We start from the raw sequence: 13,106 nt of genomic DNA on the forward strand, positions 1-13,106 counted from the left end.
GTTATTCTCCATCCACCCTTGTTTTCATGCAATTTTTGCCGCCGCCGATCCGCAAGCCATTCTTCTTCGCCGCGGCAGCCTGCCTTGCAGCGTCGATGGCGCTTGCCGAACCGCTGCGGGACGATCTGACGGAAAAAGATCGAAGTCGCGTACTGGCCGTGACCGCGCCAACGACGTATTTTACCAGGCCGGAACCTTTCGAGGCCATGTCAGGCGGAGCGACGACAAGTGTCGGCAAAGCCGACAGCGGCGCGTTTTCACATCCTTCCACCACCATGCCGCTCGAGCGAAAGCAGGATTTCAAGCTCGGCAATGCGCTGTTCCAGAAGCTCTGGGTCTCCTCCCCTTCTTCCACACAGGCCTCGGATGGGCTCGGGCCGCTTTTTAACGCACGTTCTTGCCAGACCTGCCATGTCAAGGATGGCAGGGGTCGACCGCCCCTTGCCGGAGAAGACGCCGTCTCGCTGTTTCTGCGGCTGGCGCGACCGGCCCGCAACGAAGCCGAACGACAGGCCATTGCCAGCCACCAAGTGCTGAATTTTCCCGATGAGACCTATGGCCGGCAGCTTCAGAACCTGGCCATTCCCGGCCTTGCAGCCGAAGGCAAGCCAGTCATCACCTATAGGGAAGAGCCGGTTCAATTCGCGGATGGTGAGGTGGTGATGTTACGCAAGCCCGACTATGCCGTGGCGAATCTGCAATATGGCCCGCTTGGCGCCGACACGGCGCTTTCAGCGCGCATTGCCATGCCCACCCTCGGGCTGGGCCTGATTGAGGCCATTGCCGAGGCCGATATTCTGGCCAAGGCCGACCCGAACGACAACGATGGCGACGGCATTGCCGGGCGTCCCGCATGGGTCAAAGACCATCGCACTGGCGAGGTGAAACTCGGGCGGTTTGGTTGGAAAGCGCAAAATGCGAGCGTGCGCGACCAGAGCGCCAGCGCCTTTTCCCACGATATCGGCATTTCCACGCCGGATGCGCCGAATGCCTATGGCGATTGCACCGAGGCCCAGAAGGACTGTCTTGCCATGCCGACCGGCGTGCAGCCCAGGCTCGGGCCGGTGGAGGCGCCCGATCCGGTTCTCGATCTCGTGACCTTCTATACCGAAAACCTCGCCGTGCCGCGCCGCCGCAACGTCGATGATCCGACGGTCCTGCAGGGAAAGCAGCTTTTCTACGCCTCCGGCTGTACGGCCTGCCACACCCCGAAATTCGTAACCCGCCGCGACGCCGCCGATCCCATGCATGCTTTCCAGCTGATCTGGCCCTATTCCGATTTTCTGCTGCACGACATGGGCGAAGGACTTGCCGATGGCCAGCAGGTGGGCGAAGCCAGCGGACGGCAGTGGCGAACCCAGCCGCTCTGGGGCATAGGCCTCACCCAAAAGGTCAATGGCAACGGTTTTTACCTGCATGACGGCCGGGCGCGCAGCCTGCCGGAAGCGATATTGTGGCATGGCGGCGAAGGGCAAAAAGCGCGAAACGCCTTCGCCGCCTTGCAAAAATCCGACCGGCAGGCTTTGCTGGCCTTTCTGGAGTCCCTTTGATGAAAAATACCATGCGAAAAATTTCCGGCGTCATGTCCGTATTGGTGCTTCTGACCACGCTTCCGGCGAGGGCGCAGGATGTCGAACTGATGCCGCCACCGCCGCTCGACCCGGTTAAGGTGCAGAGTGTGATGGAAAAGGCGGTAAACGGCTTTATCCGTCCCGGCTATGACCGCTTCCGGCAGTCGGCGAAGAGGCTGGAAGGCCGCATGAAAGCTTTCTGCACCGCTCCCTCGGAAACGACGGCGGCGGCTGCCAAGGCTGCCTTTGTCGATACGGTGTCAAGCTGGTCGACAATCGAGATCGTACGTGTCGGCCCTGTCATTGAGAAGAACCGTTTCGAACGGGTGCTTTATTACCCCGACAAGAAGGGTCTCGGGCTGAAACAGGTGCAGCGCTATCTCACCGAAAAGGATGAAAGCGTCACGAGTGCGGACGGCCTCAGCGGCAAGAGCGTTGCGGCGCAAGGGCTCGGCGCTCTTGAGTTCGTGCTTTACGGAACAGGAGCGGAAGAGCTGCTCGACAGGAAAGGTGATTTCCGCTGCCGCTACGGCGCAGCTATCGCCGGCAATATCGCCAATGTGGCGGCGGAACTTTCCGACAGCTGGAATGCGCCCGACGGTGCGCAGAAAAACTGGACGGAGCCCGGAGCGGACAACCCCGTCTTTCGTGATGAGCGCGAGGCGCTTGTTGCCCTGCTCGGTATTCTCGTCCACGGCTCCGAAGCCATCCGCGACCAGCGAATCGAAACCTTCTACAAGGGACCGGACAAGGCAGGTTTTCCCCGCACCGCCATTTATTGGCGCTCCGGCCAGACCTGGCAAAGCATTTCCACCAATATCAAGGCGGTTCAGACCCTGCTGCACACGGCGGATATGGTCGAACTCGTACCGCCGGATCAGCGCTCCATCGTCAACTCCATCGATTTCATCGCCAAATCGATGATCCGCGTTGCCGGGACAATCGATACGGATGTGCAAAAAGCGCTGGATCAGGACGATCAGCGCGCCAAGGTGGATTATCTGCTGCTCAATGGCAAAGACCTGATCTACCGCCTGAACGATCAATATGGCGGCGCGATCGGCCTCAGTTCCGGCTTTTCCTTCGCCGATGGAGATTGAACCGATGATCTCCGGCGCCAAACGGATGCTGATAGATCGGCGCAGCTTCATCAAGGCGGCAGGAGCTCCCTTTCTCGCCGCGCTGGCTCCCCGTTCACTTTATGCGCTCGAACGGGCGGACGCGGTCTTCGCTTCCGCCTTTCGCGCCCGTGACGGGTCCTACGGCATTGCGACGGTGAGCGAAGGCGGCGAGATCATCGACCGCGTCGCGCTTCCTGCCCGCGCCCATGGAATGGCGACGAGCCATGCGACCGGCATGACCGTTGCCTTTGCGCGCCGGCCCGGCACCTTCTTCATGGCCTTCGATCCCGCGCGGCGCGGCGAACCGATTGTGATGCACACACCGGAAAACCGCCACTTCTACGGCCACGGGCAATTCTCACCCGATGGCGCGATCCTTTACGCCAGCGAAAACGACTTCGACGGCAATCGCGGCGTTATCGGTCTCTATGACGCCCGCAACGGCTTTGCCCGCATCGGCGAATATGATGCGCATGGCATCGGCACACATGACATGACGGTAAGCGATGACGGCCGGCTGATCGTGATTGCCAATGGCGGCATCGAAACCCATCCGGATTTCGGCCGAACCAAGCTCAATATCGACAGCATGCAGCCGTCCCTCGTGCTTCTGGATGCGACGACCGGGCAGTTGATCCAGAAACACGCCATGCCGGAGCAGCTTCGGCAGCTTTCCACCCGTCATGTCGATCTCGGCGATGACGGCCGTATCTGGTTCGCCTGTCAATATGAAGGACCGCGCAACGATCTTCCGCCGCTTGTCGGCCATTTCTCCAAGGGTGAGGATGTGGCCTTCGTCGATCTGCCGGAAGAAACGACGGTGCGTCTCGCCAATTATGTCGGGGCCATTGCCGTCAACCGGCGCGATGGGCTGGTGGGACTGACCTCGCCCAACGGCAACGCCGCCGTGACGCTGGATGCGAAAACCGGGCGCGTCGTTTCCCAGACGACCGTGCGAGAAGCGGCAGGCGTCGCGCCCGCCGCGAGAGGCATTGCGGTATCTTCCTATGACGGATTTTTCGAAACCCGGCGCAGCGACGTGGCGTGGGACCAGCACATCGTGCGTTTGCCCAGCTAAAATACTGAAAAGAAAGGGGAACAAAAGCCCGCCCTTTGCATTGGACGGACTATGAGAAACCTTGCCGTCTATATCGTTTTTGTGGTTGTCGTTGTTGCCGTGGGGGGGCTGATTGGCGTCAACAATGTGCCCGGCGAATGGTATCAATCGCTGCAGAAGCCTTTCTTCAATCCACCCAACTGGATTTTCGGGCCCGTCTGGACCGCGCTTTACGTGCTGATCGGCATTGCCGGCGCACGGACATGGATCCGCAAGCCGATGGGGACGCGCATGCGGCTCTGGTTCACGCAAATGGTGCTGAACTTCCTGTGGTCTCCGATTTTTTTCGGAATGCAGAGCCCGGCAGGTGCGCTCATCATCATCATTCCGATGCTGATCTGCATCGTCGCCTTTGTGGCGCTCACCTACCGCCGTGACCGCATATCCATGTGGCTTTTCGTGCCCTATGCCGTATGGGTCGCCTTTGCCACGGTATTGAATGCGAGCATAGGCATGCTCAACTAGACTGTTTTCGTATTCCCGAAAGGAAACCGGGCTCCACTTTTTCTGGAAATGTTCTAATTCTCCGCACCGCCCTTGCCTTGCCTGCCGCCACGCGCCATGTCAGTTTGCGATGAGGCAGAAGCAGGCAGGTAGGCCATGGAGATCACGGATCCCGGCGATTTTCGTCAGCGGATAGAAAGAAGCTTTGCGCGGCAGGGCGTGGTGCAGGCGATCAGCGCCGAGATCAGCCGTATCGAACACCGTCTGGTGGAAATCGAACTGCCTTTTCATGAAAAGCTGACGCAGCAGCACGGCATATTGCATGCGGGCGTCATCGCCGCGGGTCTGGATACGGCCTGCACCTATGCCGCCTATACCATCATTGAGCCGGAAGCCTCGCTGCTGACCATCGAATTCAAGGTCAACCTCATGTCGCCCGGGCGCGGTGAGCGGTTCCTGTTTCGCGGCGAGATCATCAAGCCCGGCAACAATCTGATCGTGGCGGATGGTCGTGCCTATGCCCTGTCCGATGGGCCGGCAAAGCTGATCGCCTCCATGACGGGCACGATGATGGTGGTGAAGGGTCGCGAGGATATTATCGGATGAGCTACCGGCTTTCGCATGTTGCGGATAAATCCGTCCTCTTCGTCATGGCGGCCTCCCCCGAATACGGGCCCCATCTTCAGGCACGCATTGCACCGCTGATGACCGGTATCGGCCCGGTCGAGGCGGCGATTGCAGTCACGGCCGTTCTTGCCGGTCTCGATGCGGCCGATCACCTGCCGGACCTCGTCGTTTCGCTCGGTTCCGCCGGTTCGCGGACGCTGGAGCAAACCGGCGTCTATCAGGCCATTTCCGTTTCCTATCGCGACATGGACGCCTCCGCCTTCGGTTTCGAAAAGGGCTGCACGCCGCTGCTCGATCTGCCCGCCGAAGTGGCCTTGCCTTTGCGGATACCGGACATTGCCGAGGCGCGGCTTTCCACGGGCGCCAATGTCGTTTCAGGCGAGGCCTACGGGCTGATCGACGCCGATATGGTGGAAATGGAAACCTTTGCGGTTTTAAGAGCCTGCCAGCGCTTCGGCGTACCGCTCGTCAGTCTGCGCGGCATTTCCGACGGCAAGGAGGATGTGAACCATGTGGACGACTGGACGGAATACCTGCACGTCATCGATGAAAAGCTGGCGGATGCCGTCGACCGGCTCTGCCGCGCCATCGAGGACGGCGTGATCGCCCTTTAGAACCTTGCGATTTTCGCAAATTTCCGCCTTTGCCGCCCGCTTCCGGGTTGCCTAAAGCCCCGCTTTTCTTTAAAGGCTCGCCATGACCCAGATAGCCCATCCCGACAGCATTCTCATCATCGATTTCGGCAGCCAGGTGACGCAGCTGATTGCGCGCCGCATCCGCGAAGCCGGGGTCTATTGCGAAATCCATCCGTTCCAGAATGCCGCAGAGGCGTTCGAGAAGCTTCAGCCCAAGGGCGTGATCTTCTCCGGCGGCCCCGCATCCGTGACGGCGGAAGGAAGCCCGCGCGCACCGCAGGCGGTGTTTGACAGCAAGGTTCCGATCCTCGGCATCTGCTACGGCCAGCAGACGCTCTGCACCCAGCTCGGCGGTACCGTTGAAGGTGGCCACGCAGCCGAATTCGGCCGCGCCGATATCGACATCAAGAAGGCAAGCCCTCTGTTCGACGGTTTCTGGGAGCAGGGCAAGAGCTATCCTGTGTGGATGAGTCACGGCGATCGCGTCACGAAGCTGCCGGACGGTTTCGAGGTGATCGCGACTTCCGAGAATGCACCTTTCGCCATCGCCGCGGACGAGAAGCGTCACTATTACACCACCATGTTCCACCCGGAAGTGGTGCATACGCCTGATGGCGGCAAGCTGCTTTCCAACTTCGTGCACAAGATCGTCGGGCTCAAATCCGACTGGACGATGGCCGCCTATCGCGCCGAAATGATCCGCAAGATCCGCGAGCAGGTCGGCACCGGCCGCGTGCTCTGCGCGCTTTCCGGCGGCGTCGATTCCTCCGTTGCAGCCATCCTCATTCATGAGGCTATTGGCGACCAGCTCACCTGCGTTTATGTCGATCATGGCCTGATGCGGCTTGGTGAGAGCGAGCAGGTCGTCGGCATGTTCCGCGACCATTACAATATTCCGCTCGTTCATGTTGACGCCGCCGATCTGTTCCTTGGTGAACTCTCGGGCGTTTCCGATCCGGAAGTGAAGCGCAAGACCATCGGTCGTCTGTTTATCGAAGTCTTCGAGGCCGAAGCGGCCAAGATCGCTGCCGATGGCAAGGGGGCACCGAAGTTTCTGGCGCAGGGAACGCTGTACCCTGACGTCATCGAAAGCGTCTCCTTTTCCGGTGGCCCTTCGGTCACCATCAAGAGCCACCACAATGTCGGCGGTCTTCCCGAGCGCATGAACATGCAGCTCGTCGAGCCGCTGCGCGAACTCTTCAAGGATGAAGTGCGTGCGCTCGGCCGTGAACTCGGCCTGCCGGACAGCTTCATCGGCCGCCATCCCTTCCCAGGTCCGGGTCTCGCAATCCGCTGCCCCGGCGCGATCACCCGTGAGAAGCTCGATATTCTGCGCAAGGCCGATGCGATCTATCTCGACGAAATCCGCAAGGCTGGTCTCTACGACACCATCTGGCAGGCCTTTGCCGTGCTGCTGCCGGTACAGACCGTGGGCGTGATGGGCGATTACCGCACCTATGACTTCGTCTGCGCGCTACGCGCCGTGACCTCGGTGGACGGCATGACGGCGGATTTCTATCCCTACGACATGAATTTCCTCGGCCGCGCAGCAACCCGCATCATCAACGAAGTGCGCGGCATCAATCGCGTCGTCTATGACGTGACGAGCAAGCCGCCCGGCACGATCGAGTGGGAGTGACGGCGGCGTAGTTTCGGATATTGCAGGATATTCCGTCGCAGAATCGGTGGTTTGGTATGCTGATTGATGGCGATAGATATCAGCATGTCGGCTATGCGGTTTCCGAACGTCGTACGTGATTGGCCGCCCTTATGCAGAGCGGTTGCGTGCCAGCCCGCAGCACCTTGTTTCAATTGCGTCCTATGTAAGCGCTCCGGACGCCTAAGCGGCAGCAGGCTGGCTTGAGCAGACCTCATACAAGCTGAACGACGACCTTTCCCTTGGCGCGCCCGGTTTCCAGATAGGCGAGCGCTTCCCTTGCCTGATCGAATGGAAAGACCTTGTCGATAACAGGACGGATGTGACCGGCTTCGATGATCCCGCCGATTTGCGCGAGTTGATCGCCGTCGGGATGGACGAACAGAAAAGAATAGCGGACATCACGCTTCTTCGCGAGGCGCAGGATCTTACGGCTCATGAGGCTGAAGACGAAGCGCAGCACGGCATTGAGGTTTCGCGCGCGGGCGAAGGCAGCATCAAGCGGGCCGATCAGCGAAACAATAATGCTGTTGGGCTTCAGGATTTGTAGCGACTTCTCGATGCCGTCGCCACGGATGGTCCCGAGCACCATGTCGTAGCCGCGCAGGACCGTTTCGAATTCCTGCTTCTTGTAATCGACCACCTCGTCTGCGCCGAGGCTCTTTACAAGATCGATATTGCCCGTGCTGGTCGTCGTGCCGACCTTGGCGCCGAGGTGCTTGGCGAGCTGAATGGCAAAGGTGCCGATACCACCCGATCCGGCGGGAATGAAGACCTTCTGCCCGGCCTTCAGCCCTGCCCGCTCCTTGAAGGCTTGCCAGGACGTGAGGCCAACCATCGGGATCGACGCTGCTTCGACAAAATCAAGGTTGGTCGGCTTCGACGCTGCAAAGCGCTCAGGAACCGCAACGAAGTCAGCCAGAGTTCCGCGACCAAGATCGAAGACGCTGGCAAAGACCGCATCTCCGACTTTGAACCGTGTCACGCGAGTTCCTACCTCCTTCACGATGCCTGCGACATCGCTGCCCATCGTGGCTGGCAGATCGAACTTGAGCACGGGTTTGAACGTGCCCTTGGGGATCATGTTGTCAATCGGGTTCAGCCCAACGGCATGCACCTGGACGAGAATTTCATCAGGGCCAATGACGGGACGCGGCATGTCCGCATAGTCGGGTTGGGTCGATTTGCCATAACGTTTGAAGATAAGAGCTTTCATCGTGTTCTGCCTTGAAGAGAATGTTATTGTGATCTGAAGGGACGTGCGGATCAGCCCGCCAGGAAAGCTTTCGCTTCTTTCAGGAAGGCATCATGATATTGGAAAATGCCGCCGTGCCCAGCGTCGGGGTAAAGGACGAGTTTGGCGTGCGGAATGCGTTCTGCCATGTCGGTCGAATTTTCGCTCGGCACCATGATATCGTGGTCACCATTCGCGACCAGGACAGGCTGCTGAATGGTTTCAAGCGGCTGCGAGGGCTGGAGCCCCCACGCCTTGATGGCCTTTAACTGGCGAAGCATGGGGCCGAATCCGACGGTTTTGTCCCGGTCGCTCTTTCGCTCCCTCAGCCGTGCAACGAAGGCATTGGCGGCCCGGCGGCTATTGGCGCTGGACGTGAAAAACAGAAAGACCTTGGGGTCGCGGAACGTGGCGAGGCCCTTGAAGATCAGTGGCCAGGAAACGGCTCCAACCTTTACAATACCCTTTCCACCGGCAGGCCCGGTCCCGGCCAGAATGACGCGCCGCACCAGCTCGGGCGCGTCGAACAGGATCTGCTGGCTGACGAAGCCACCCAAGGAAAATCCGATCAGATCGACTTGAACCAGCCCGAGTGCACGAATGACGGCGATCATGTCACGCGACATATCCTTGATCGCCAGCGGCGCCTTGCCGCTCGAGGTTCCTATACCGCGATAATCGAGCGCGTAGACCGGGCGATCGGCCGAAAGTCCTTCCACCAGCCGTGGGTCGAAATTGTCGAGGTTCGCCGCCCAGTGGTTTAGGAGTACGACCGGGACACCTGTGGCAGGGCCAAGACGGCGGTAGGCAAACCTTGTGTCAAGCGCCTGGACATGTTGGGTCGGGACAGTTTTCCAATCAGACATGCGGTTGTCATTGACCATGGTCGGTTATCCCTGGATGCTACGCTACCGTTTTTGACGCAGCGGATAGTTGAGAGAACAGTTGGTCTCGGTAGGCGGGCGGCGGCCCAGACGAACGCCGCCCGCCTGGCATCAGTCGGCCAGTGTCGGATAGTCGGTGTAGCCCTTGGCTCCGCCGCCGTAGAGCGTGGTAAAATCCACATCATTCAGCGCAGCGCCGGCTTTCAGCCGTTCCACCAGATCAGGATTGGCGATAAACATCCGGCCAAATGCGAAGAGGTCGGCTTCGCCGTGGGCGAGTTGTAGCTCGGCAAGCGTCAGGTCCAGGCCATTGTTGACCATAAAGGTTTGGCCAAAGCGCTGGCGCAAGGCTGCATAATCGAACGGCGTCGCCTCACGTGGGCCGCCCGTCGCGCCTTCGACGATATGGATATAGGCGATACCGAGCTTGTCGAGTTGCTCCGCGACGTAATTGAACTGCTGCTGTTCGTTGCCAGAGAGGACGATGCCGCTCGCAGGCGAGACCGGTGACAGGCGAACGCCAGTACGATCAGCACCGATCTCTCTCGACACGGCTTCGGCCACCTCAAGCAGCAGGCGGGCGCGATTCTCGATTGAGCCGCCATAAGCGTCGGTCCGGGTATTCGCCGTCTCGCGCAAGAACTGATCGAGCAGATAGCCGTTGGCACCATGCACCTCGACGCCATCGAAGCCCGCTTCGATGGCATTGGCGGCTGCCTGCCGGAAGGATTCGACAATGCCGGGGATCTCATCGGTCTCAAGAGCGCGTGGCTCCGACACATCGGCAAAACCGTTGTTCACGAATGTCTTGGTTTCCGCACGAATGGCCGACGGAGCGACGGGAGCCTTACCGCCGAGCAGGTCCACGTGGCTGACGCGGCCGACATGCCAAAGCTGGACAAAGATGCGTCCACCCTTGGCGTGTACGGCGTCCGTCACCGTGCGCCAGCCAGCGATCTGTTCGCGCGTGTAGAGACCGGGAGTATCCTGATAGCCCTGTGCCTGTTCAGAGACCTGGGTCGCCTCGGTGATGATCAGTCCGGCGCTGGCGCGCTGGGCATAATATTCCGCCGCAAGCGCGCCAGGCACCAGGCCGGCTCCGGCACGGTTGCGGGTCAGCGGCGCCATCACGATGCGATTGGAGAGAGGCAGGGAACCGAGCTTGTATGGCTCGAAGAAAGACTTGTCAGTCATAGGGTTATCCCCTTCTATGGAAACTGGAAATGTTGAACCGATTGCAGCCAATCAGCCCTTGGTCCGGTAGCGCTCAGCCGCATGGGTCTGAGCGAAATTCGGCAACATGGCTTGGCGTGCCGCCTGGAATGCATCCCATTGCACGGCATCGGGCAGTGGCGGGACCGTGACCGGCTCGCGGCGGTCGAACCCAACCAGCGCTGCATCGACCAGTTCACCCACCTCCATCACACCGCTCATGGTGTTGACGTCGGCACCGGCATGTTCCCAGATTTCGGTGCGCGTGGCCGCGGGAAGCACCGCTTGGACATAGACGCCCTTGGGGCCGAGCTCGATGCTCAGTCCCTGCGACAGGAACAGGATGAACGCCTTGGTGGCGCCATAGACGGTCATCGCGAATTCCGGCGCAACGCCGACGACGGAACCAATGTTGATGATTGCGCCGCTGCCTGCCTCAGCGAAACGAGGGGCGACCGCGCTGGCAAGCCGCAGCGGCGCCGTGGTGTTGAGCGCGACCAGCCGGGTGACCTCATCCGTGGACTGATCGAGGAAGCTGCCTCCGAGCGCCGTGCCGGCATTGTTGACGAGGATGCCAATGCTGCTGTCGTCACGCAACCGGGCTTCGACCGCGGCAAGGTCTGCCGGCTTGGTCAGATCTGCCTGGATGATGTCGACCTTTACCCCCGTTTCGCCGCGCAGGCGGGTCGCAAGGGCCTCCATGCGATCGCTATTGCGCGCAACGAGGACAAGATCGTGGCCGCGACGGGCGAAGCGGTCAGCGTAAATCGCGCCGATGCCTGTGGAGGCTCCGGTGATGAGAACGGAAGGAGTAGCGGTCATGGGATTGCTCTCTGCTCGGTTAGGACCTATATTCATGACGGTCGTCATGATTGCGTAAATATGATGACCGTCATGATTATGTCAATGGGACCAGTGGAGAATTTTTGAAATGAAGGTCAGCCGAGAGCAGATGATCGAGAATCGGCGCCGCATTCTGGACGTGGCGAGCGGATTGTTTCGCGAGAAGGGTTTTGATGCAGTCAGCGTATCGGAGGTGATGAAGGCCGCCGGTCTCACCCACGGTGGTTTCTATGGCCATTTCACCTCGAAGGATGACCTCATTGCCGCAACGATTGCTCATGCGCTCTCCGGTGATGAAAGCGGCACCCTCGATTTGCGGGCCTATCTCGAAGACTATCTCGCACCAAAGCATCGTAACAACCCGGCCAGAGGCTGTCCAACGGCAGGGCTGGCAGCTGATATCCGCCATCAGACACCGGCGGCTCGCGCCGCCATGACAGCCGGGCTTCAGGCCCAAATCGAGCGCATGGCGAAGGCTCTTCCTGACATCAATGCGTCGGAACGGCGGCGCGCGGCTATAGGAACCTGGGCTGCGATGGTCGGGGCGGTGATCCTTGCCCGCGCGATCGACGACGACACTCTTTCGGATGAAGTCCTGGAAGAGACGCGGGCCTGGATCGAGGCTGGGTTACATCCTTCCTCAAATTGAAAGCTGGCTGAGCGAAGACAGTCGCCTTCGGGAGCGCAAGCGCCGCGGGCAGACCCCCACGGCGCTTCTAATGTCAGGCGGTGCGCCAGGGCTGAAGCACCACCTTTCCAGTGGTCTGACGACCTTCAAGCAAACGGTGTGCTTCAGCAGCTTGCGACAGCGGCAGCACCGTGCCGACCTGGATCTTGACCTGACCGCTCGCCACGAAGCCGATCAGTTCACCGATGGTCGCCATCAACAAGTCAGCGTTGGCCAGATAGGCGCCGATATAGAAGCCGACCACACTATGGTTCATCGAGGTCAGCCGCCATGGATCGACCAGCGCGGTCTTTCCACTGGACTGGCCGAGAAAAATCATGCGGCCGAACGGCGCCATTGCATCCAGCGCCTGATTCAGGGTGTCGCCCCCGGCCGTCTCGATGACGATGTTGACGCCTTGCCCATCGGTGACCCGGCGAACATCGTCGGCCCAGTCTGGCTTGGTATAATCGACCGAGACATCCGCACCCATTGCTTCGGCCTTGGCGCGCTTCTCTGGCGTGCTGGCAGCGGCGATGATCTTACCGGCGCCATAGAGCTTGGCGAGCTGGATCGCGAACGAGCCAACACCACCGGCCGCCCCTTCAATGAGGACGGTTTCGCCCGGCAAAAGCTTGGCGGCCTGCTTCAGGGCGATGGCAGCGGTGAGGCCGTGGCCCAACAGGGCGGCAGCCTGAACGGCATCGAAGCCTTCCGGCAGCGGGATGATCGTAGCGGCGGGAACCACAACATACTGGGCATATCCGCCCGCACCCGGCGCCGCGAGAACCGATAGGCCAACAGGAATGTTGGTCACGCCGTCGCCGAGCGCGGCGACTGTGCCAGCAACCTCGGCGCCAAGAATGAACGGAGGCGGCGAAGGTTCGGGATAGTCATCGCCGCGACGACGCATGATGTCGGCGAAATTCATGCCGACGGCCTCGACCTTGATCAGCACTTCGCCGGGACCCGCGACCGGATCAGGAACGTCCTCATAAACCAGAACGTCCGGGCCACCCGTTGAGTGGAAACGTATCGCTTTCATACTGCAGGCTCTCTGTTTGTGAAACGGATGCCCTTAAGGTATAATTCAT

13 protein-coding genes are annotated in these 13,106 nt (G+C 60.3%); 8 read left to right on the forward strand and 5 right to left on the reverse strand.

Features of this window, described 5'->3' with window-relative positions; translation table 11 throughout:
- The first annotated feature begins 26 nt into the window (after window positions 1-26).
- The 7 genes from ACQZ48_RS16160 to guaA all read left to right on the forward strand — a co-directional run bounded on the left by ACQZ48_RS16160 (window position 27) and on the right by guaA (window position 7,154).
- A complete protein-coding gene (locus ACQZ48_RS16160) occupies window positions 27-1,550 on the forward strand; it encodes a di-heme oxidoreductase family protein (protein WP_142913721.1) in 1,524 nt (507 codons plus the stop codon).
- A complete protein-coding gene (locus ACQZ48_RS16165; RefSeq protein ID WP_191217349.1) occupies window positions 1,550-2,671 on the forward strand; it encodes an imelysin family protein in 1,122 nt (373 codons plus the stop codon). Before ACQZ48_RS16160 ends, ACQZ48_RS16165 begins: the two co-directional genes overlap by 1 nt.
- A gap of 4 nt (window positions 2,672-2,675) precedes the next feature.
- On the forward strand, window positions 2,676-3,770 hold the full coding sequence (locus ACQZ48_RS16170; RefSeq protein ID WP_191217348.1) for a DUF1513 domain-containing protein: 1,095 nt from the start codon (window positions 2,676-2,678) through the stop codon (window positions 3,768-3,770).
- Between the two features lie 51 nt (window positions 3,771-3,821).
- Entirely contained in the window at window positions 3,822-4,274 is a 453-nt protein-coding gene (locus ACQZ48_RS16175) for a TspO/MBR family protein (RefSeq protein ID WP_137409636.1), read from the forward strand.
- 135 nt (window positions 4,275-4,409) lie between these two features.
- Window positions 4,410-4,859 carry a PaaI family thioesterase gene (locus tag ACQZ48_RS16180; RefSeq protein ID WP_077983757.1) on the forward strand — a complete coding sequence of 150 codons (450 nt, stop codon included), beginning with the start codon at window positions 4,410-4,412 and terminating at the stop codon, window positions 4,857-4,859.
- Complete coding sequence (locus ACQZ48_RS16185) at window positions 4,856-5,494, forward strand: 5'-methylthioadenosine/S-adenosylhomocysteine nucleosidase (protein ID WP_137409635.1); 639 nt, start codon at window positions 4,856-4,858, stop codon at window positions 5,492-5,494. Before ACQZ48_RS16180 ends, ACQZ48_RS16185 begins: the two co-directional genes overlap by 4 nt.
- Before the next feature lie 82 nt (window positions 5,495-5,576).
- A complete protein-coding gene (gene guaA, locus ACQZ48_RS16190; protein WP_077983759.1) occupies window positions 5,577-7,154 on the forward strand; it encodes a glutamine-hydrolyzing GMP synthase in 1,578 nt (525 codons plus the stop codon).
- 232 nt (window positions 7,155-7,386) lie between these two features.
- On the opposite strand, the gene ACQZ48_RS16195 is transcribed toward guaA, so the two are convergent.
- The 4 genes from ACQZ48_RS16195 to ACQZ48_RS16210 all read right to left on the reverse strand — a co-directional run bounded on the left by ACQZ48_RS16195 (window position 7,387) and on the right by ACQZ48_RS16210 (window position 11,324).
- Complete coding sequence (locus ACQZ48_RS16195; protein ID WP_448729035.1) at window positions 7,387-8,388, reverse strand: NADP-dependent oxidoreductase; 1,002 nt, start codon at window positions 8,386-8,388, stop codon at window positions 7,387-7,389.
- Window positions 8,389-8,438: 50 nt separating this feature from the next.
- Window positions 8,439-9,272, reverse strand: coding sequence for an alpha/beta hydrolase (locus tag ACQZ48_RS16200; RefSeq protein ID WP_321186463.1), 834 nt, complete (start codon window positions 9,270-9,272; stop codon window positions 8,439-8,441).
- A 129-nt stretch (window positions 9,273-9,401) separates the two neighbouring features.
- Complete coding sequence (locus ACQZ48_RS16205) at window positions 9,402-10,484, reverse strand: alkene reductase (RefSeq protein ID WP_191217345.1); 1,083 nt, start codon at window positions 10,482-10,484, stop codon at window positions 9,402-9,404.
- 51 nt (window positions 10,485-10,535) lie between these two features.
- The gene (locus ACQZ48_RS16210) at window positions 10,536-11,324 is read right to left on the reverse strand and encodes an SDR family NAD(P)-dependent oxidoreductase (RefSeq protein WP_191217344.1); all 789 of its coding nucleotides are present in this window, start codon (window positions 11,322-11,324) and stop codon (window positions 10,536-10,538) included.
- A 109-nt stretch (window positions 11,325-11,433) separates the two neighbouring features.
- Here ACQZ48_RS16210 and ACQZ48_RS16215 point away from each other — a divergent pair, with 109 nt between their 5' ends.
- Window positions 11,434-11,994 carry a TetR/AcrR family transcriptional regulator gene (locus tag ACQZ48_RS16215; RefSeq protein ID WP_191217343.1) on the forward strand — a complete coding sequence of 187 codons (561 nt, stop codon included), beginning with the start codon at window positions 11,434-11,436 and terminating at the stop codon, window positions 11,992-11,994.
- A gap of 73 nt (window positions 11,995-12,067) precedes the next feature.
- Here ACQZ48_RS16215 and ACQZ48_RS16220 read toward each other — a convergent pair whose 3' ends face one another.
- Window positions 12,068-13,057, reverse strand: a complete 990-nt coding sequence (locus tag ACQZ48_RS16220) for a quinone oxidoreductase family protein (RefSeq protein ID WP_448729036.1) — start codon at window positions 13,055-13,057, stop codon at window positions 12,068-12,070.
- Window positions 13,058-13,106 lie beyond the last annotated feature (49 nt).

Source organism: Agrobacterium sp. 22-209-1, assembly GCF_053522485.1.

What these genes read in the sequence shown, in the direction of transcription:
- ACQZ48_RS16160 (WP_142913721.1), top strand. Translation starts at nt 27, where the DNA reads ATGCAATTTTTGCCGCCGCCGATCCGCAAGCCATTCTTCTTCGCCGCG.
- ACQZ48_RS16165 (WP_191217349.1), top strand. Translation starts at nt 1,550, where the DNA reads ATGAAAAATACCATGCGAAAAATTTCCGGCGTCATGTCCGTATTGGTG.
- ACQZ48_RS16170 (WP_191217348.1), top strand. Translation starts at nt 2,676, where the DNA reads ATGATCTCCGGCGCCAAACGGATGCTGATAGATCGGCGCAGCTTCATC.
- ACQZ48_RS16175 (WP_137409636.1), top strand. Translation starts at nt 3,822, where the DNA reads ATGAGAAACCTTGCCGTCTATATCGTTTTTGTGGTTGTCGTTGTTGCC.
- ACQZ48_RS16180 (WP_077983757.1), top strand. Translation starts at nt 4,410, where the DNA reads ATGGAGATCACGGATCCCGGCGATTTTCGTCAGCGGATAGAAAGAAGC.
- ACQZ48_RS16185 (WP_137409635.1), top strand. Translation starts at nt 4,856, where the DNA reads ATGAGCTACCGGCTTTCGCATGTTGCGGATAAATCCGTCCTCTTCGTC.
- guaA (WP_077983759.1), top strand. Translation starts at nt 5,577, where the DNA reads ATGACCCAGATAGCCCATCCCGACAGCATTCTCATCATCGATTTCGGC.
- ACQZ48_RS16195 (WP_448729035.1), bottom strand. Translation starts at nt 8,388, where the DNA reads ATGAAAGCTCTTATCTTCAAACGTTATGGCAAATCGACCCAACCCGAC.
- ACQZ48_RS16200 (WP_321186463.1), bottom strand. Translation starts at nt 9,272, where the DNA reads ATGTCTGATTGGAAAACTGTCCCGACCCAACATGTCCAGGCGCTTGAC.
- ACQZ48_RS16205 (WP_191217345.1), bottom strand. Translation starts at nt 10,484, where the DNA reads ATGACTGACAAGTCTTTCTTCGAGCCATACAAGCTCGGTTCCCTGCCT.
- ACQZ48_RS16210 (WP_191217344.1), bottom strand. Translation starts at nt 11,324, where the DNA reads ATGACCGCTACTCCTTCCGTTCTCATCACCGGAGCCTCCACAGGCATC.
- ACQZ48_RS16215 (WP_191217343.1), top strand. Translation starts at nt 11,434, where the DNA reads ATGAAGGTCAGCCGAGAGCAGATGATCGAGAATCGGCGCCGCATTCTG.
- ACQZ48_RS16220 (WP_448729036.1), bottom strand. Translation starts at nt 13,057, where the DNA reads ATGAAAGCGATACGTTTCCACTCAACGGGTGGCCCGGACGTTCTGGTT.